We start from the raw sequence: 19,782 nt of genomic DNA on the forward strand, positions 1-19,782 counted from the left end.
TACGCATAAGATATGCTTGTTCTTCTGTTGGATACAAACGGAATTTATATGCTTTATTATGCTTTGTCATATCATTTCACCTCACTTTTCATCTTGATTTTCAATATATTTCTTTACTACATCTATTGGCGAACCACCAGTAGTTAGTAAGCAAAAACTTCTTGACCAAAACATCTCTTTCCAAAGTTTCGTTTTCACTTGTGGAAAGTCTCTCTTGATTAGTCGAGAACTTGCACTCTTATAAGCATTGATGAATTTTGTCATTTCTGTATTCGGATGTGCCTTGAACAAAATATGAACATGGTCTACATCATGATTCCACTCTACCAGTGTTATGTTGTAATTCTCGGATAACCTGACAAACATGTCTTTTGCATAGTTTGACATATCATCATCAAACACATTTCTTCTGAATTTTACGACCAACACAAGATGGTAATACAACAAGAATACTGAATGGTTATTGCTGTCTAATTTCATTTATATACCAACCTTCGAACTTTATAAGACTGATTATATCAGAGGCAAAATAAAAAGCAAATCCTTTTGGCTACGCCAAACCGAAATTCATCTCCCACCTACCGCTGGGCTACGCCCTTCATGCGCTTGAGGAAGGAGAATTCTTTCGAGGAATTCGTTAAAAAGGTAAAATATTACCTTGTATTAGCATAATTTTTCATCTCTATATTTTTATTATTTAAAAAACTAAGTATTAAATCAAATGCAAATATTCATATCGTTATTTCTTAATTATAAAATATAAAGAACCACCACTGCTATATGGGATGGGACGCTATGCATGACCACCGTCATCCTAGTTCAGCGCTAATCTATTAGCAAAACAGTGTATCCTTATTTTGAGTGCCTTCTCTTTTTATCTTTTTTTCCAACAATGTTTTGCTAATTTAATATTCAGTTGTATGCAGTGTTGTCACCCTTAAAAAATCAGTGGTCTTTTATTTAGAGAAGAATTTAGCTAATTAATTTCATGTTTTGAATACAAAGCGATTGCAACCAATGGTTTTAGCAATTAATATTTCTTGATTCTTATTTAGATAGATATGAAATTTATATGCTTTACTTACTAACATAGGGTGCACCTCACCTTTTTATAGGATATCTACAGTATATAAAAAACGTAGGCTTACGCCTACTGATATTCATCTCCCACCTAAAATTAGTGTTTCACACCTTTATATTTTTGAGGAAGGAGTCTTCTGTCAGAAACCGAAAAAAAATGAGATACTCCCATTTTTTTCAGTCTTGGATTATTTCGTTTTCATTAGCTTGATAGTGATGTTTCCGTATCCCCTAAAAATAGAAAAAGAAGATTGAGACATCTCATCTTCTTTTCAGGCAGAGTTAGAGAAAGCATTTTATTGGATAAAATGCTTTCTCTAAGAACTAGCTCTGCAAAAATCGCTGTATTTCTATTTCTGGTAATCCTGTAAGCTTTGCAATGTCTTCTACAGACACACCATTTTTATGCATGCCTCGAATGAGTTGCATCTTTCCTTGCTCAACCCCTTGTTCGATTCCCTTTTTAATTCCTTGTTTTTCTGCATGAGCAAATTTTACTGCCTCATCCATTAAGGCCTTTTCTCTTGCTTCATATGCTTGACGGAAAGAAGAATCTTGACTCAGACGTTCCCATTTATTCATTGCTTTTTGTAAAATCGGATCTCGGTTCATGGCAATATCCTCCAATGTTTGTGTGAGATGTTCATCTTCATTCGCAGGTAATAATAATAACCAACGAACAAACGAATCTTCCCCCGGATTGACTTTCTCTTCGCGCCATTGCTGCATCAACTTTGGAATCTCTACTATATGAACTTCTATATCATCACTTAATAGCTTAGTCGCTCACAACAAGAGAGGATAGCATTTACATTTTGCTTATTTATTTTACCACTTGAACAGATACTGGTTTCCAGCCCTGATTCTCTACCCAATCAATATCAACCTTATATTTTTTATTACTTTGCTTATCTCGTACATTACCGTAGGCTTTATTTTCACCATTATTTCCAATAAAATCAAAAATCAATTGACCCTCTGGAACATCAACAGCATAAGAAATTGCTTTTTTCATCTCATTCCAATCTACTGTTCCTTCTTTAAATTTCATTGCAGGTTTTGCTCCTTGCTCTGTACCAATTGGCTTCCAAGAAGGATTAGTTTGAGAACCCTTTTCTTGAGATACCGTTTTTTCTCCCTCTTTATTTTCATTTTCGCTCGTTTTTACCGATTTTTCTGCTTTTTGTTTCTCTTCTAACTGCGCTGCTTCTTTCACTTCACGTTTCTTCTCTTCTAACTGCGCTGCTTCTTTCACTTCACGTTTCTTCTCTTCTAACTGCGCTGCTTCTTTCTCTTTATGTTTCTTCTCTCCTATCTTTGTTGCTTTCTTTTCTTGAGCAATTGCTTTCTTTGATGTATCAGAAGGGGAAAACAACTGGTATGTCACTATACCAACTGTCACTAATACCAAAGTAAATGCAATATTAAAAATCACTTTTTTACGACGATTTTGTTGTTTTTCTTGAAACCTGCTTCCTTGTCCCATTTTTTAAACCTCCGAGTTTATTTTCCCTTCTAATCTTTATGCATTATCCTTATAATTCTTAATATTTTCATTAAACAATGGAAATGAATTACAATTCCCATACAAGATTTCATATCATAATAAAATTTGTGTTGTTTCAAGCATCTGACATATGTTATTCAAAAATATTTTAATACATTATAAATTGATAAGCATCTGTTCGTAAGAAACCTTCCATTTTATTCAAAGGTGATTCCAATTACGTCCACATTAGATCTCCTGTAGAAATCTTTTTAACAATTAAGCCCCTTCTTCCCTTATTTATAATTTTCAAATTAAACTGCCCTCTATGGTACAATAAAGATGTGTTGTTTTCTACTGGGGTATGTCGTAAAATCAAAAGGGATTTTATCTCTTTTACCTTTTTTTCAGAGTAACTTTCACCACTAGGAGACTCTATTATTCCTAATGTAATCTTTAATTCGCTTTCATCAAAAATCCAATCTTTATTAAGTTCCCTTATCTTTTGTATAAAGCTTCTTTTGGTTTTTCCTATATAGATCAATGTTTCATTCTTAGCATATACTCTAGAGATTGCAAATATTCCCTTCTTAAAAGCTTCTTCTCTATTATAAAAATCATTTAAACTATACAATCCATACCATTTAATATGTACTGTTTCTATTAACCTCACCTCATTTTTTGATAATATTATAATTTCTGAATGTTCAAATTATTATGGATACATAGCCTTGATTACTTGAATTATAAATAGTGCTTTTCAATAATACATTTTATTATTACTAATTTCAATAATGAATATGTACATATGTAGTATTGGATGGCCGCAAAAAAACATGGGAATTTAATTCAAGCCCTATATCAAAATGAAAATAAAAAACACCTGTGATATACACAAAGTGCTTTTCTCTTGTCAATTTATCTATTTTCTTTTTATAACTCAAACTCCTTCGAATCGTACTTTTCTAGAGTTTGCTGCAATTCATTTTTTTCATATGGAATATGTTTATCTGTCTGTATATCTTCAACATTTTCTCCACCCGCTAATAATCTCCTGTACTTAAAAGAGTGCCCTGTTAATAATGGTGTAATTATGTTGTATGGCCCTCCTTTTGTTTGATTACTTGTATCATAAAACAAGTATCTGAAGCTGATATGTGGTCTACTTTACTGATAAAAATAACAAATAAAAAAGGAAACCTGCATGTTCGTTATAGTGATTTTCATGTTATATATACTCATATAAATTCATTAATATGCAATATTACATATTAGGTTCCTGTATCTTCATGATATTGATGTATTTATGATACTTTTATCTTCATATTTAGAAAGGAATACTATTGTACGTTGAAAAGGCGGAGTCTCTTTGAAGACTTCGCCGTTGTTTATATAGGGCATGAATGGTCTCGATACCTTTTATCGTACGTGAAGCATGACGAAGATTTTGAAATCCTGCAGATTTAGCAAAACGTCTCTTGACATGCCTATGATCCTGGTCAATAAGATGGCTAAAATTTTTGATTCTACAATGGATTGTAGTTTGATAAACCGAGAGACCCTTTAGAATAGAAATCACTTTTGACACAAAACAATGATTTTATATGGTGTAGTTTGAGCTGGTATACTCATTGTTGTAAAACTATAAATAGCTATTAAATTTCGATTTACAAGATTACCTGTAAAGAATTGACCATTTGTTAATAAAATTTGAGTAGAAGGAGAAATATTTAATTTTAATTTTCCATCACTACTCTCCAACTGTTCATTAAAATAGTCTACTTTTACATTTTGATGCGGTGTATATTTTGCCATAACAATCGCTTGAAATTGTGGTGGAAAAATGAGAAGAGCAGGAGCGTTAGCATCGTAAAACCCAGTTACTTTATCTCCTACTACTACCGTTGCATAGTCGATAAAATACGTATTTGGTTTCACTACAAATTTTATTAGATTCCCATAACCATTATCTACGGACATTAATTTATTACATTCTATATCTTCGTTTGACCCTGTTACAAAATCGTTAATCATAGTTATTGTACCATCAAATGATTGAAATTTTTTCATTCAAATACCTCTTTTGTTTATATAATTAAACCTCTATCGTTACTCTATAATTTTTAAAAACATGTAAATGAAATAATCCTTCTCGTATCAATTCCAAAAATAACCCAAAACCTACCGTTCCATCTAAAACCAGCAACAGACCTTGGTCCTACAAAAATTGGGAAATACCAAAACTGTTCACCATTACTAAGCCATATATAAGTATTTCGAAATAAACATAATGAAATTGCTCCTGGATCAACAGCAAATGGTGAAGCAGTTGATTGTTGAGGAATAAATGATGGGGGAGGAGATGTTGGAGCTTGTGAACTTTGCTGTCCTGGAAAACTTGGTACACCCGGAAAACTTGGCATTCCAGGTATACCTGGAATCTGAGGACCAGGGAATTGACGATCGAAGCATTGATCATAATTTATATAAGGAAAATATATTGAATCATTATACATTTAAAAACCACCTCTTTATTTTTAAAACCCTCTAAATTATTAATATGTAATGTTGTTCGTATAGGAAAGTATACCTATACCCTTTTTTTCGGTATGGGGTAATGGAAATTCCAGTGTCATCTTTGCTACTACACCCTGTTACCAATCAAACATGCACAATGTAGAAATATGGCCCGATTGTTGAATAACATGACTGGCGTTTTTTAAAGAACCTTATTTTGTTTTAAACGACTTTATTGTAAATTAAACAACCTTATTATCTCTGTACATGTTAAGTTTTGTTCAACATACGGGTACGTACTCGCATTTAGTACGACAATTGTGGTCAGGTAATGCCTGTCCACATAAAAATTGCAATATCAATGTACGATTTAATTGTCACAAATAATATATTTCAAACCAGAAAAAACGACCTACAATGAATTATGATGCCTCTTTTCTTCACTTGTCGGTGCTTTCCTGTAAATGAATCTTTTTCTGTCAAACAAATAGTATTAAGTCCCCCTCTCCTTGCCTAAAATAACGATTCCTTTCATTCGCCATCCTTCTCCTTTACTATTTTTGCAGTATTTTATCATTTTTCTATTTGAAGCAAAGGCTACATCCTCATTTCTACGCAAAATAAAAACGCCTCCTGTAAAGAAACGCCCCATAATATCAGTTTTTTTATCCTTCTAAATGACTTATTATATATCGCTGCTTATTTATGTCTTGACGTTTTAAAGCCGTCACTAACTCTCGATTAACATCTGATACTGGTAACGGTTCTCCGTATATATCAAACAACTTTATTCCTAACTGACTTATAATCTTTATATTATTACGATTCCTACTCTCTTGTGTATAACTAATGATAGTGCGTAAATTAATCCCAAAACTTATCATACTAACCAACGCCCCTTTTTCATTATAAATAGATATAGGTATACTTCTATTTATCTTCGTGGAATCCCTTGAAGTTTAATATCGCTATATATTTCTCAATACACTAGCGGTGTATACCATCTCCGTTTCTGTCATAATTCTACGCCACCTCCTAAAAGAAAAATTCAGTAGGAACGGTTTAAACATCTAAAAAATCCATCGACGAAACTCATACTTTCTTATATTTTGTCGCATTAAATAAAGTATGGACACTCGATTGATTCAGAATATTCTGTATATTTATGAAAAAAACTCATAGTGAAATTTAAAGTATCTAATTCCTGTTATTATCAGAATAAGCCTATACGGAGAAAAGGGGGATATTATGACTGTTCAAGAAAAACGCAATGAGCAATTGATGAAAATATTAAATGAATGGTATGAAGAAATCCGTTCATATCATGTAAAAGAAGCAAAACAAACATATCTAAAAGTACAAGAAAATTTAAAAGGAATAGAAACAGACCAATATTTATCATTCTATTATTCACTACTGAATTTTAGATATAAGGTCTTGGTAGATGGAATGAGTATTACTAAAGATTCTTTTAATAAAATAGAAGAGCTCCCTAATATCAAAGATGAATTTTCATTTTTAGCTTACTACTATCATTTCTTTAAGGCAATCCACTCTACAATTATAGCAAATTATACTGAAGCGAGAACACATTTTGAAAAGGCGGAAGAACTTTTAATTGATATACCTGATGAAGTAGAAAAAGCCGAGTTTAAGTATAGAATTTCAACTTACTTTTATCAGTCTTATCAACCATTTGAAGCGATTCAACATGTAGTAAAAGCGAAAGAGATATACCTGAATCATGTAGGATATGAAATCAATATTGCTTTATGCGACAATGTATATGGTTTAGCTTGTATAGATCTAAGAGAGTTTGAAAGAGCTGAAGAATGTCTCAATACGGTTATTGATGTTTTTAAGAAGTATGATAAAGAACATTTATTATTAAGAGTACGTTACAATTTGGGCTGGTTATATAATATTCAAGATTTATATCCATTGGCGATCCGACAGAGTTCTGAAATTATAAATAAAATACCGAACCATTTTAAAGCATTATTTGTCTTAGCAAGAGCATATTATAAATTAGAAGGCGTTGAAACAGCAAAATCATATATCGAACAGGGCATGAAATATACAAATGAATCCGGAAATGAGGAATATAAGCACCGTTTCGCAGTTTTAAATGAACTAATCACAGAACTGCCTAGAATTAAACTAGAAAAAGTAGTTACTGATGCAATTTCTTATTTTGAAAAAGAGGGCATGTGGGATTGTGTAAAAGAACATGCAGAGATTTTAGCACTCCAATTTTACCAGGCAGATAATCATGTTAAGGCGAGCAAATATTTCTACATTAGCAATAATGCCAATAAGAATCATTTGAGAAAAGGAGCGTTAAAGTAATGAAAAAAATTAAAAAAATTGTATTAAGTATGGTAGTAGTAAGTGCATTAGCATGTAGCATGATTAGTTTACATGTATCACAACCTTCTTCCTTTAATGGTGGAGATACACCATCACCCACAATACCGAGTGTCTCTGTTGAAGTATCTATTGATTAACATAATATCATTTGTCCCGCTTAAATAGTCGAAATGTTCAACTTTTAATCCACAAAATTGTTTAATCAAAATGAGAGAAATTGTGAATCCCTAGTCCGAAACAAATGTGTTTCGGACTATTCGCGTTACTATTTTTATTTTGAAAAGGATTGGTTAAAACAAATCTATTCTCTATTTTAGGCATTCTCCCCTCCCCCCAGGAACTACGTATTAACTAGGAAACGAACCCTATTAAACAATTATTAAATCTTCTTTCATCCAAGGCAAAGTAACTACAAAGTTTACTTCTCATTCCTACCACCTTCTCATACATAGATGCCTTTACAACAGCCTTTAATTTATTTCATTTGTTGTTATTCCATTTCTAAAAATTTCTGATATCCCCTTTTGAAAATCCCCTGCATTAATTCCATTTCTATCTCTCACAAATGAATGGTATTGCGTATTATACCCAACCAGTTTATAGATTTTAATAATATTAATTACAAAACCTTCCTAAATTCAAATAGAAGGACTATTTTATTCTGTCAACTCCCCCTATATTGATAAATATGAAATATTCAATTTGTTTGACATTTCAATGACTTATAACAGGAAAATATATACATTAAATGAAACCTAATGTATCTTTGATTTGTAAGTCGTGGTTAGTTGGCCAACTTTCCATGCAATTTAATAATAAAAATTAAGGGGGACCTAAAATGAAACAAGTATTAAGGAAAAGTAAGAGAAAAATGATATATCTAGTTGGTTCACTTCTAATTGCTCTATCAATGTTTGCAAATACAAGTTTTGCAGCTACAGAAGGTGCTGTAAAAAGTGTTACAAATAGTAACTATACCGGGATTGCAGCTGATATAAATCTACCAAAATCAGTTGTTGTTAAGGATGGATATGTGAATTGGTATTTAGGTATTGGAGCATCTAAAGTTGAGGGTGGTATTTCAAAAACATCAAGTGGATATAAAGTATTTCTTAATTCAGGATATAATGAATCAGGTCAAAACAGTAAGTATTGGAACACACAGTATGATACCTCAATTAAAGATGGTGATCGAGTAAACCTTAAACTAGTTAATAACGGAAATGGTACGGTTACTATGTATGTAAATGGAAGTCCTAAATATGTAAATCAACCTGTATATGGTACGTTTTCTCAATATGAACCAGTAAAAATGGTTCAGGGCGTTGAAGATACTGGAAGTAATTCTTTTAGCCAAGCTAGCTTTTCAAACGTACTTCTAAGAGCAGATACATCTGGATCTACCTACAAAAGTTGGAACAGCTCAATTTCTTCCTCATTTTCTCAACACGGTACTTATGGTAGTAATTTCAAAGTTTATTCTCAAGTACCATTAAGCGCAAGTTTACGTTAAGGTTTTTATTTGCGTAATAATGTTTGTATGAAAAAAAGTAGCTGCGCTTTTGTGCAGCTACTTTTTTTAAATAGAGTAAATTAGTAATAGATATTCGAGTGACCATAAGTGACATCTATCATACTTTAGCTTCTTCAAATTCAATAATATTTGATCCGCATGTCTTATTAATTGGCTTAACGTATCGAGATCCATATTGTAGTAACTACAACATGTTTTATTATTACTAATGCTACACTCCTCATTGTAACCTTAATTCCATCTCATTGATTTTTTATTATATAAAGTAGACAACATCAATATACAACTTAGTAATGATAATAGATATACAAAGAGAATAATATACAATTGTTTTGTTTCAATGCTATCAATATAAAGACTCCTAATTGGATATGACCAAGGGAATAGTATCCAATAGTTTGTATGAGAGATAAAAAAGCTACCAAGTCCACCTATAACCCCTACTAATAATGAAAGTAAAGGGATTTTATAAAATATTATATTTATTAAAAAATGTAGATTCACAATAATTAAAGAGCTAATTACCATAAAAAGTATAGAAAAACATAAACTTTGATAAACAGTCCCGAGATTATCAACCGTTAATACTATAGGTATACTCGTTATGATTAAAGCACATAGTAAATAACCAAAAGTAATTATTAAGCAAAATAAAAACTTATTACTTAATATAGTTTTTAAAGTGATCCCGTGATAAATAGCAGACATATATCCTTTTCTTCTGAATTCGTTTACAAAAGAAAATGACACTAATAGACCTATCGCAATAGGTAAAAATAACCTACAAAAAAGGCTCAGAATCGCTATATGCATGAAAACGCCATCTTTTAATTGAGACGATACAGTTAGTAAAACTTGAAAACTAATTGGAATCAACAGAAATACTAGTAACAGGATATACAATCCATTATGAAGACTTTTTTTATATTCACCTAAAATACCCACTTGTTTCACCCTTTATTATTCATATGTATAATATTTAAAACTCACAGACAATAACATAATTCCTAAAATATATATTGGAGAAATTGCAAGATATAATAAAATAATTGTTTCTTTAAACGCTACGTCACTTACTATATTCAATGAATAAAAGATTGGAAATGTCTTTGTAAATATTAAAGGGAATAATCCATATGTTATAATGAAAAAAAGCCAAATAACTGACAAGGATGCCGCAAGAATTCCCTTTTTTATAATTAAATGAAAAAGCAATTGAGAATATGGTATTGCTAGAGATAAAATCGTACAAAGTATCAACATTTTTAAAAAATAAAGTATGGATATTTCATATCCATTTATAAAAGTATAGATACCCATAACCAAAAAATTCAAAATATTAAAGACCAAATAGAACAGTATAAACATTAAATTTTTAGTTACCAATAATTTAAGTTTCGAAATGGGCTGTGTATAAATAATGGCCCAAGTACCATATTTATTTTCCGAAGAAATGATAAAATACCACATACAAGCAGAAAAAATACTTAACGTTAGTGTATTAAAATTTACTGTAATTGCTATAAGATTTGTAGATTGAAACATGTCAGGATGATTCTTGTTAAAAATAAAATAACTTATACATAAAAAGCTTGATAATAATGAAAAAAACAAAGAAATTAATAATAATTTTCTCCCACCAATTTTCCTCATCTCACTATTTACACTTTTAAAGATAAATTGCATTATTATAGTAACTCCTTTTGTTTAGTTAAAGATAAAAATACTTCCTCTAATGTTGGCTTTTTAGGGCTAACTTCAAAAATATCTATATCATTTTTAATTAATATTCTGGTTAAATTAGGAACACTATCTTGATCTATTATTATTTTGAATACCCCTTCTTTTTCAATACTATAAGGTATACCTTCTTTACTTAAAATCCTTTCTGTAGCAGCAGTATTATTAATATGAATGATATATTCTCCAGAAGTAATAATACCTTCTAATTCCCCTTCATAGAGTAAGCTACCCTTATGTAGTAATGCTATGTGATCTGCTATCATTTCAATTTCAGCTAAATTATGACTAGAAATAAATATAGTCTTCCCCTCATTTTTTACCAAATGAAGTAATAAACGCCTTATCTCGTGTACTCCCTCTGGATCTAATCCATTTGTTGGCTCGTCAAGAATTAGTATTTTAGGGTTATTAAGAATAGCAAAGGAAATACCTAGCCTTTGTTTCATTCCTAAAGAAAAATCTTTAACTTTTTTATCTTTTGCTTTATATATTCCTGTAGTTTTTAATACTCTATCTATTTCATCTAAAGGTTTATTAATCATTTTTTGTACATAGGCTAAATTTTCATATGCTGTTAAATTAGGATAATAGGTAGGCGAATCAATAAAACAACCCACATTTTCAAATAATTCTTCTTTCCATTCTTTTATATCTTTATTATTAAATAATATCGTTCCTCTATCTAATGGAATTAATCCTAATAACATTCGCATAGTTGTTGTTTTTCCTGCACCATTTGGTCCAATAAAAGCATATAAACTTCCTTCAGGAACAGATAAGTTTATATCCCTTACAATGGATTGATTTGCAAAAGACTTTGTTAAATTTTTAGTTTGAATTGCTAATTTCATTTTGTCCCTCTCTCTCATCCCCGCATAAAATTAAGTATCGATTTTCGTATAATCAGATTTACAGAAGATATCATTTAAATTAATTTTACCATAAAAAGGGATTAATTAACTCAATTTCTTTTGTTTTAATTATTTTGATATATTTAATTACTATTGCAACCATTGGAGCCTCTGCTGCTGTTGGAAGTTCTGGGATGACTGCCGTGGCTTCTGCCGCAATGATTGCTTCTTCTCCAGAATTAGGTCGCATGGCATGTAGAAGAATTTATCCTGAGCATTAATATCAATCTACGTAAAAATGGCCACCATTTCTGGTAGCCATTTTCGTCTTCCTTCGCTACATTATTATACGATTAATACTTCTCCCGTAAAGCTTCAAGTTCCTTACGTTTCTCCTCGACATCCTCTCATAAAAATAAGATAACCTCTTTGATTTTCTTCATTTTCAAAACAATAAGCGGAAGTAAACGAACATTCAAAACTTCATATTTATAGATCAATCTGTTCTAAATCGATAGTATATTCTATAACAATATTGGTTCTTTAATGGTTGGTAAAAACTCGATACTCATAGCATAATTTAATAACAAATTGATATACTCTTGATTTGGTTCTAAGCAATGTACATTCTTCAAATATCCTTGCGTATACAAACAAGATGGTATAGCTACTGATAGCTCTTCTACAGATTCTAATAAAGGCATTATGAGCTCTAAAGCTTTCTGTTCATCAGTAGTTAGATTAGTATTAAAAAACTTCTCTATATACTTTTCTTGCTTCATTAACATGATATCGTATCCAAAAACTTGTAAACAATTAATAAATTGGTCCCATTTAAGCTGAGTTGGATTACAAATATGCATGGTTTTATTTACTGTGTTGGCCTTATAAGATAGTTCAGTAATGGCTAAACTTCCATAGTCCACAGGCGTTAAATCTACATACGTATTGATTTCAGGTGCTATGTTAGATAAGCATATCCCTTTCAATAATCTATAAAAGGCGTTTTCATTAATATTGAATTGAAATTTACCCGTTTTAGAGTTACCCACTAAATTCCCCACACGGTATATAGTAGCACGAACTCCTTTTTCCATTGCCTCCCTGACCATTTTTTCACCTTGAAACTTACTTTCTAAGTACACATTATCTAAATTTTGTCCTCTATCAAAATTAGACTCAAAGAATTTAAATTCTTTTGGATCGCTTTCAGCCTGTCCTACCACACTTAAAGTCGATATATAATGAAAGCGTGCATTTGTATTCTTAGCTAATTCCAATAAGTATTTTGTAGACTGAACATTTACCTTTTGAAAATGCTCACGTTCTCCATAGTGTCTAACTTCTCCACCACAATGTATTATTGACTCTACGTTACTCTTTAAATGATCCACTTTCTTTGGATCAAGACCTAGATTTATCAAAGATAAATCTCCTTCAATTAATTCTACTCTCTCCTCCAACTTTTGAAGAATTTCTTTACCAAAATAAAATCTCATTCTTTCTTTTAACTTTTCATTAATTACTTGATTCTCATTTTTTCTTACTAAACAGTAAATAGTCGTAGATGGCAACTGTAATAATTGTTCTAAAATATGTGCGCCTAAATATCCTGTTGCTCCTGTAAGGAAAACTGCTTTTGGATAATTCACCATATCTAACTCACATTCTTCTAATTTAGTTCTTTTATAAACCGGATTCGTTTTCGTTTCATTTTCAATACATGCTACATTAATATTTTTCTCTTTCTTTAACGACATATTTTCCATCTCTTCAATATGAGAGGCTAATTTTTCTATTGTTCTATACTTAAAGAAGTCTTGAATTTTCAAGTTAGGATATAACGGTTTTAATTTAACTAATGCCGGCATAACTTTTAAAGAATGCCCACCTAAATTAAAGAAATCATCTTTTAAGCCAATAGATTTTATGTTTAAAACTTCAGACCATACTTTTGCAATGTTTTTTTGCACTTTAGTTTGGGGCTTAAGTATACAATCATCCTTTTTCTCATTATCAAACTGTATTTCTGGCAGTTTTTCGAAATCAATTTTCCCATTAGCCGTTATTGGTATTTCTAACACATGAGAGTAATATTTAGGAATCATATATTCTGGCAATACATTTGATAAATGTATTGCTAACTTATTTTTCTCTATTTCTATACCGTCCACTGTTTTATAGTAAGCTTGCAATAGCATTCCATCTTTCGTTTGTGTTACCACAGCCTGACTTATCCCCTCAAATTGTAATATGGCATCTTCTATTTCCCCTAATTCAATTCTATGCCCTCTAATCTTAACCTGCTTATCTTTTCTTCCCATAAATTCTATATTTCCATTTGGTAACCACTTTGCTAAATCACCTGTTCGGTATAACCTTTTACTATTATCTTCTGAAAATGAATTTGAAATAAATGCCTGTTTTGTTTTCTCTTCCTGTTTCCAATACCCTTGGGCCAATCCTAAACTCTCAATATATAATTCGCCCATGCCCCCTACCGGACAATGTTGCATATATGAGTTCAAAATATGAACCTTTGTATTAGAAATTGGAATACCAATCGGTATACTACCTAAAATATTATTTTCGCATTCTAAGTCTGGTATGAAATAATACATCGCTGAAACAGTTGCTTCAGTAGGTCCATACTCATTTACCAGTTGCACTTGGTTTTTAAAAGTATTTTGCCAACTCCTAATAGCATTTGTGGATGCAGCTTCCCCTCCCATTATCATAAATCTTAAAGAACGTATCTTATCACTATCCAATTTAGTCAATGAAGTCGATAATTCATTAAAAAATACTGTTGGCACGTCAGAAATAGTTGCTTGTATTTCTTGGATAGCTTGAGCATATGCTACAGTTGAATAGCGCTGTTCATCACTTAATAAATATAGTTCCGCCCCATTTAACAAGGTAGAAAAAATTTCCGATACAGAAGAATCAAAACTATGGGAATAAAACTGTGTTACTTTATCATTTGGGGAAATATGAAATACTTCATTTCTCCATTCAGCTAAATTTAATACTCCTTTATGAGTTAATAATGTACCTTTTGGTTTGCCTGTTGACCCTGAAGTATAAATTACATATGCCAAGTCATCTGGTTTATTTAAAATTTTAACATCATCATTTATTGTCGTACGATATATATCCTCTATTATTGAAACGTTATAATTACTTGAATTCAAATGATTTTTGTATTTGTAATTCGTTATAATTCTACATGCCTCGCTGTCACTTACTATATAATTAATTCTATCCTCGGGGTATTTTACATCGATTGGTATATAGGCAGCGCCAGCTTTTAATATTCCAATCATAGAGACAATACTATTGATACTTCTATCTAAAAATATGGCTACTTTGTCACCTGTTTTTATACCTTTTTCGAGTAAATGTTGAGCTACTTGATTAGAATTCATATTTAATTGTCTATATGTTAAAGACTCTGTTTCAGTCGCTATAGCAATCCTATTTGATTGTCTTTCTACTTGCTTATAGAATTGCTCCTGTATATTTTGAAAATAAGGATACGGTCTTTCTGTATGATTTACCTTTCTATATAGAGATTCCTCTTCCAGTGATAGGAATGAAAGATTCTCATATGCCACTGTTCTTTGATGAATAAATGCGTCCAGTATATTAAGTAAATTTTGAGTAAACCTATTAATTGACTCTTCCTTGAAAAGATTAATATTATACTCAAATGAAATCTCTACATAATCCGATCCTTCTTCAACAGCTAAAGAAATGTCAAACTTACTAACATCTTGTTTATTAGGTAACAATTGAAGCTTGTACGCATCATGCTGTTGCAAAATATCTTTCTGATAGCTAAACATTGTAGAAAAGATAGGGTTATTTCCAAAACTTCTATCAGGATTTATTTGCTCAATTACTTTATCAAATGGGTACGATTGGTTTTGGAAAGAATTCAAACATTTTTCTTTAACGACTTGTACTAGTTGTTTTAAATTTTTCACATCATTTAATTGTGTTCTAATAGCTAAAGTATTTACAAAAAATCCTTGTATTTGTTCAAATTCCTGATAATTCCTTCCAGCAACCGGTGTACCTACAATAATATCTTTTTGATCCGTTAGATAGTGTAACAATTGTATATATGCTGCCAAAAATAGCATATACATAGACACATTCTCTTGTTCACATACTTGTTTCAAAGACTCTTTCATTTTATTATCTAACTTCATTTCAAAGACTTTACCTTTATTTGTACTTTGACGATCCCTACTAAAATCTAACGGAAGATTTAGTAGGGGAAGAGGCGCTGCAAGCTCGGTCATCCAATAAGATTTTTCTGTATCCCACCGGCCTAATTTTAGCTGCTTCTGTTCCCACTCAACATAATCCACATATCGATTAGGAATAGTTGGTAACTCGGGATTTCTTCGATTAGCAAAGGCATTATATACCTTCATTAATTCATCTAATAAATTCCTTACACTCCACTCATCGGTAATAATATGGTGTAAATTGATATATAAATAGGATCTTTTCTTATCAAGATTAAAAATTCTAATCCGGAAAAGTGGTCCATTTTCCAAATCAAATGGTGTATGATCCGTTTGATTTATTGTTCTACGTATATATTCTTGTTGTTCCTTTTTAGTTATGTGTTCAATATCATCGTGAATAAGGTCAATAGATATTGATTTTAATATGACCTGTCTAGGCTCCCCGTTTTTTTCAATAAACACTGTTCGTAGCATCTCGTGTCGTTCAACTAAAAATCTTATGGCGTCTTGTAAAATATTCTTTTTTAAACTTGGCTCAATATTTATGTGTAGTTGTGTATCATATACTCTATTAATAGCGTTATACTTATTTAAAAACCAGATTCTTTTTTGAGCACTGGATAACTTATAACATTCCTTATCTGCAACCTTTAATACTTGCATATCATGTTCTTCTCTATCCGTATTTACTTCCATTAATTTATCAATGTAAGCAGATAGACTAGCAATTGTTGTATGCTCAAAAATATCTCTAATTTCTATTTTCAAATGAAACTCTTTTTGAATTTGATTTAACACTTGCACAGCAATTAATGAATGTCCCCCAAGTTTAAAAAAGTCATCATCTCTGCTGATTCTATATTTCCCTAAATTTAAAATCTCTGACCATGTTTTTACCAACCTTTTTTCTGTTTCACTTATTGGTGGTACATATTGATTCTTCATATTTTCAAGTAAAGATGGGATTTGTAATTCTAATTTTTTTCTATCAATCTTACCACTTGGTGATAATGGAAATGTTTTAAGGTGAAATACATAATTTGGAGTCATAAAACCTGGTAAACTTTCACTTAAGAATGTTTTTAAGTCCTCTTGTTTTATCTCTGTATTGTCTTTTGATAAATAAAAGCTAGCGATTTTGTCATTTTGATAAGTTACTACTACTGCATCTTTTACCTCTGGGTGTTTAAATAATGCTCTTTCAATTTCATCAAGCTCAATTCGATACCCACGTAGTTTTACTTGATTATCTTTCCTTCCGATAAATTCTAAGTTCCCACTTGGTAAAAGACGTACTAAATCCCCAGTACGATACATTTTTTTATCGCGATTATAGGATTCTTCGAAAGAAATAAATGCCTCTTCTGTTTTTTCCTTTTGATTTATATATCCTTTGGCAACCCCATCACCACCAATGAATAACTCACCTACTACTCCTGACGGACATAACGTGTTGAACGGACTGACCACGAAAACTTTACTATTAGCAATTGGTTTACCTATTGGGATATTAGAACTTTCTTCTTTTATCTCATGATTTACTTCATAAATGGTTGTACATACAGTAACTTCAGTAGGACCATATGCGTTAAGAACTGGAATCTGTAACCCCAATTTACTTTGCCATTTACGAACTGATTCAGCAGGTAGGGTTTCCCCTCCCACAAATACACATTTTAAAGAATTTAATGTAAGTAACATTTCTTTTGGCATATCAGCTATTAATTTAAAAAATGCAGTTGGTAAAAGAACAAATGTAATACCATTCTTGTTAATTACATTTATAAATTCTTCTGCAGAACGTTTTTCCATTTCAGAAATTAAATTCATTCTCCCTCCGCATAACAAAATAGGAAACATCTCCATAATGGAGGCATCAAAAATCATTGTTGCAAATTGTAAAAACACATCATTTTTGTCTAAATTAAATTGATTCATTAATGAATATGATAAATTAATTACTCCTCTATGTGGTACAACTACTCCTTTTGGTAAACCTGTTGAACCTGACGTGTAGATAATATAAGCTGCATCTTCTATGGTATGTGTAGACGCAATATTTTCTATAGAATTAGTGTAATGAAAATCCTCTAGATAATTTGTATGAATCGCAAAACTTTCAATTAATCCCCTGAATTCTTTCTTTGTAATAATCATTTGACTTTGGCTATCTTTTAATATATATTCTATTCTTTTTTCAGGAAACTTTGGATCGATTGGTACATAAACTCCACCTGATTTTAGTATGCCTAGAATCCACACAATTGTATCGATCTCTCTCACCATAGTAATACTTACACGCTGTCCCTTTTTTATATCATTTTCACGTAAATAATTCGCTATTTGATTTGACCTTTGCTGCAAGTCATAATAGGTAATCGATTTATCCCCCATTGAAATCGCTATTTGATTTGGCGATTTTAATGCTTGTAGACCGATTAATTGATCTAGTGTTTTTGAATTAGGATATGCAAGAGTATTTGAGTTTATATCTTTGTATAAACGATGATCCTTTTTTAAAAGTAAATCCAATGAATGGATAGGCTCATTTACATTCTTCATTAGTTTTTGTAACAAATATATATATCTTTCAACTAAATCATTTATACTATCTGGTTTATATAATGCTGAATTATAGTCAACCTCAATTTTATTCTCTGTTTCCCCCTCATATCTCATTATTCTCCAGGTCATGTTAAAAGGATTTACTCTTTTACAATCTGTTAAAACTGTGGCCTCAATATCTGGAATTTTCAATTGAGGTATCCTTACCGTATTAAATGCTGTTGAATATATCATATTATGATGTGTATTATTATTTAGATTTAAATCTTTTACTATATGTGAATATGGATTATGTTTATACTTAATAGCCAAATGAACAGATTTATTCACCTTGTTAAGTATCCCCTTAAATGTATCCCCCTTTTCTATTGTTATACGTATAGGTAATGTATTAACAAAATAACCAAAAGCATTCCCTTCTTCCGTGTGTGGTCTAGTATTAATTGGAATACCTACAATAATTTCTTCAGCGTTTGTCATTTGATGAAGCAAGGCACAATAGGTACTTAACATAACCCGATAGACACTTATGTTATTTCTTTTAGCAAAACATTGTATTTGATAAAATAGATCGGCATCAATATTCTTACTTATATTTTCATTCGTATATATCGGTTCATTCATTTTATTAATAGTAGCAGGAAACTCTGTAGGAGGTAATTCACCTTGTAAACAATCTTTCCAATAGGATGATCCTTCTCTATATATTGCACTGTCAATAAAACCTTCCTCAAATTCTACAAGGCTCTTATAAGGAGATTCTAATACTAAACCCGTATTTTCTTGAAGTAATTCACAATACGTATGAGACAATTGTTGGATAAAAATCCCTAAACTACATCCATCATAAATAATGTGATGAAAAATCATATGTAAAATAAATTCATCTTCACACAATTTAATGATGTGGAATTTAAACAAAGGCCCTTCTTCTAAATTAAATTTCTCATTCACTATAGAGTCTAAGAATTTTTTAAAAATAAATTTTTGTTCTGTGTTTTTAAAAGCAGTTAAATCCTTAATTGGTATATCAAAATCTATACTCTTTTGAATGAATTGTTTGATTTTTTCGTCCCTCTTAATAAATAGTGTACGTAGCGCCGGATGAGATTGCACTACTAAAGTAAGCGCTTTCTTAAAAGTATCTATTTGAAGATTTCCTTTTAGCTTTATTATGGTAGCTTCATTGTTCATTCCATTTTCTAATTCCATTTGATGAGCTATCCATAATGCTTCTTGCCCTACTGTTGCATCTAATTCTTCTACAATATCATATTGCTTTTGTATTTCTTTCATATGAATTTCTCCTTTTATAAATATTTTAAAACGGATAATATTTACAGTTACAACTATATGTACATATTCTACGATTTG

At 30.9% G+C, this 19,782-nt stretch carries 17 protein-coding genes and 3 pseudogenes; 3 read left to right on the forward strand and 17 right to left on the reverse strand.

Translation table 11 applies throughout. From position 1 onward, the window contains the following. The 12 genes and pseudogenes from MR155_RS27800 to MR155_RS27850 all read right to left on the reverse strand — a co-directional run. Positions 1-70 (reverse strand): helix-turn-helix domain-containing protein (locus tag MR155_RS27800; protein WP_242311681.1); only part of this gene is annotated, 70 nt, incomplete at its 3' end. 11 nt (positions 71-81) lie between these two features. Continuing rightward, positions 82-480 (reverse strand): IS200/IS605 family transposase, encoded by a 399-nt coding sequence (gene tnpA / locus MR155_RS27805; RefSeq protein ID WP_242311648.1) that lies wholly within the window; start codon positions 478-480, stop codon positions 82-84. 515 nt (positions 481-995) lie between these two features. Then, a pseudogene (locus MR155_RS27810) lies at positions 996-1,091 on the reverse strand (helix-turn-helix domain-containing protein); the annotation flags it as partial. A 313-nt stretch (positions 1,092-1,404) separates the two neighbouring features. After that, a pseudogene (locus MR155_RS27815) lies at positions 1,405-1,860 on the reverse strand (Rpn family recombination-promoting nuclease/putative transposase); the annotation flags it as partial. A 43-nt stretch (positions 1,861-1,903) separates the two neighbouring features. After that, positions 1,904-2,566: a YrrS family protein gene (locus MR155_RS27820; protein WP_242311650.1), complete on the reverse strand. Its 663-nt coding sequence runs from the start codon at positions 2,564-2,566 to the stop codon at positions 1,904-1,906. A 238-nt stretch (positions 2,567-2,804) separates the two neighbouring features. Continuing rightward, positions 2,805-3,239: a hypothetical protein gene (locus tag MR155_RS27825; protein ID WP_002013690.1), complete on the reverse strand. Its 435-nt coding sequence runs from the start codon at positions 3,237-3,239 to the stop codon at positions 2,805-2,807. Between the two features lie 260 nt (positions 3,240-3,499). Further along, positions 3,500-3,706, reverse strand: a complete 207-nt coding sequence (locus MR155_RS27830; protein WP_033716533.1) for a hypothetical protein — start codon at positions 3,704-3,706, stop codon at positions 3,500-3,502. A gap of 187 nt (positions 3,707-3,893) precedes the next feature. Then, positions 3,894-4,118 (reverse strand): annotated as a pseudogene (locus MR155_RS27835) (DDE-type integrase/transposase/recombinase); the annotation flags it as partial. A gap of 23 nt (positions 4,119-4,141) precedes the next feature. Further along, a complete protein-coding gene (locus MR155_RS27840; protein WP_242311652.1) occupies positions 4,142-4,636 on the reverse strand; it encodes a hypothetical protein in 495 nt (164 codons plus the stop codon). 53 nt (positions 4,637-4,689) lie between these two features. Beyond that, a complete protein-coding gene (locus MR155_RS27845; RefSeq protein WP_201053985.1) occupies positions 4,690-5,082 on the reverse strand; it encodes a collagen-like protein in 393 nt (130 codons plus the stop codon). Positions 5,083-5,576: 494 nt separating this feature from the next. Beyond that, entirely contained in the window at positions 5,577-5,702 is a 126-nt protein-coding gene (locus tag MR155_RS31895) for a hypothetical protein (RefSeq protein WP_256508296.1), read from the reverse strand. Between the two features lie 46 nt (positions 5,703-5,748). Then, positions 5,749-5,967, reverse strand: a complete 219-nt coding sequence (locus MR155_RS27850) for a hypothetical protein (RefSeq protein WP_002144183.1) — start codon at positions 5,965-5,967, stop codon at positions 5,749-5,751. Between the two features lie 364 nt (positions 5,968-6,331). Between MR155_RS27850 and MR155_RS27855 the strand changes: the two genes are divergently transcribed. The 3 genes from MR155_RS27855 (at position 6,332) to MR155_RS27865 (ending at position 8,966) form a co-directional block, all read left to right on the forward strand. Next, complete coding sequence (locus MR155_RS27855; protein WP_201053983.1) at positions 6,332-7,432, forward strand: response regulator aspartate phosphatase; 1,101 nt, start codon at positions 6,332-6,334, stop codon at positions 7,430-7,432. After that, positions 7,432-7,590 carry a Phr family secreted Rap phosphatase inhibitor gene (locus tag MR155_RS27860; RefSeq protein ID WP_002144187.1) on the forward strand — a complete coding sequence of 53 codons (159 nt, stop codon included), beginning with the start codon at positions 7,432-7,434 and terminating at the stop codon, positions 7,588-7,590. The genes MR155_RS27855 and MR155_RS27860 overlap by 1 nt, the downstream gene beginning before the upstream one ends. 701 nt (positions 7,591-8,291) lie before the next feature. Continuing rightward, a complete protein-coding gene (locus tag MR155_RS27865; protein ID WP_242311654.1) occupies positions 8,292-8,966 on the forward strand; it encodes a hypothetical protein in 675 nt (224 codons plus the stop codon). Between the two features lie 252 nt (positions 8,967-9,218). Here MR155_RS27865 and MR155_RS27870 read toward each other — a convergent pair whose 3' ends face one another. The 5 genes from MR155_RS27870 to MR155_RS27890 all read right to left on the reverse strand — a co-directional run bounded on the left by MR155_RS27870 (position 9,219) and on the right by MR155_RS27890 (position 19,704). Next, positions 9,219-9,932, reverse strand: coding sequence for an ABC-2 family transporter permease (locus MR155_RS27870; protein WP_201063464.1), 714 nt, complete (start codon positions 9,930-9,932; stop codon positions 9,219-9,221). A 15-nt stretch (positions 9,933-9,947) separates the two neighbouring features. Next, positions 9,948-10,673, reverse strand: coding sequence for an ABC transporter permease (locus MR155_RS27875; protein WP_242311656.1), 726 nt, complete (start codon positions 10,671-10,673; stop codon positions 9,948-9,950). Between the two features lie 2 nt (positions 10,674-10,675). Next, complete coding sequence (locus MR155_RS27880) at positions 10,676-11,581, reverse strand: ABC transporter ATP-binding protein (RefSeq protein ID WP_033729676.1); 906 nt, start codon at positions 11,579-11,581, stop codon at positions 10,676-10,678. A gap of 85 nt (positions 11,582-11,666) precedes the next feature. Next, positions 11,667-11,831 (reverse strand): hypothetical protein, encoded by a 165-nt coding sequence (locus MR155_RS27885; protein ID WP_242311658.1) that lies wholly within the window; start codon positions 11,829-11,831, stop codon positions 11,667-11,669. Between the two features lie 274 nt (positions 11,832-12,105). After that, positions 12,106-19,704: a non-ribosomal peptide synthetase gene (locus tag MR155_RS27890; RefSeq protein ID WP_242311660.1), complete on the reverse strand. Its 7,599-nt coding sequence runs from the start codon at positions 19,702-19,704 to the stop codon at positions 12,106-12,108. Positions 19,705-19,782: the final 78 nt, after the last annotated feature.

Source organism: Bacillus cereus group sp. BfR-BA-01331, from assembly GCF_022663915.1.
Classification (GTDB): domain Bacteria; phylum Bacillota; class Bacilli; order Bacillales; family Bacillaceae_G; genus Bacillus_A; species Bacillus_A mycoides.

Coding starts and splice junctions, on each gene's coding strand:
- tnpA (WP_242311648.1), bottom strand. CDS start 480: ATGAAATTAGACAGCAATAACCATTCAGTATTCTTGTTGTATTACCAT.
- MR155_RS27820 (WP_242311650.1), bottom strand. CDS start 2,566: ATGGGACAAGGAAGCAGGTTTCAAGAAAAACAACAAAATCGTCGTAAA.
- MR155_RS27840 (WP_242311652.1), bottom strand. CDS start 4,636: ATGAAAAAATTTCAATCATTTGATGGTACAATAACTATGATTAACGAT.
- MR155_RS27845 (WP_201053985.1), bottom strand. CDS start 5,082: ATGTATAATGATTCAATATATTTTCCTTATATAAATTATGATCAATGC.
- MR155_RS27850 (WP_002144183.1), bottom strand. CDS start 5,967: ATGATAAGTTTTGGGATTAATTTACGCACTATCATTAGTTATACACAA.
- MR155_RS27855 (WP_201053983.1), top strand. CDS start 6,332: ATGACTGTTCAAGAAAAACGCAATGAGCAATTGATGAAAATATTAAAT.
- MR155_RS27860 (WP_002144187.1), top strand. CDS start 7,432: ATGAAAAAAATTAAAAAAATTGTATTAAGTATGGTAGTAGTAAGTGCA.
- MR155_RS27865 (WP_242311654.1), top strand. CDS start 8,292: ATGAAACAAGTATTAAGGAAAAGTAAGAGAAAAATGATATATCTAGTT.
- MR155_RS27875 (WP_242311656.1), bottom strand. CDS start 10,673: ATGCAATTTATCTTTAAAAGTGTAAATAGTGAGATGAGGAAAATTGGT.
- MR155_RS27880 (WP_033729676.1), bottom strand. CDS start 11,581: ATGAAATTAGCAATTCAAACTAAAAATTTAACAAAGTCTTTTGCAAAT.
- MR155_RS27885 (WP_242311658.1), bottom strand. CDS start 11,831: ATGCGACCTAATTCTGGAGAAGAAGCAATCATTGCGGCAGAAGCCACG.
- MR155_RS27890 (WP_242311660.1), bottom strand. CDS start 19,704: ATGAAAGAAATACAAAAGCAATATGATATTGTAGAAGAATTAGATGCA.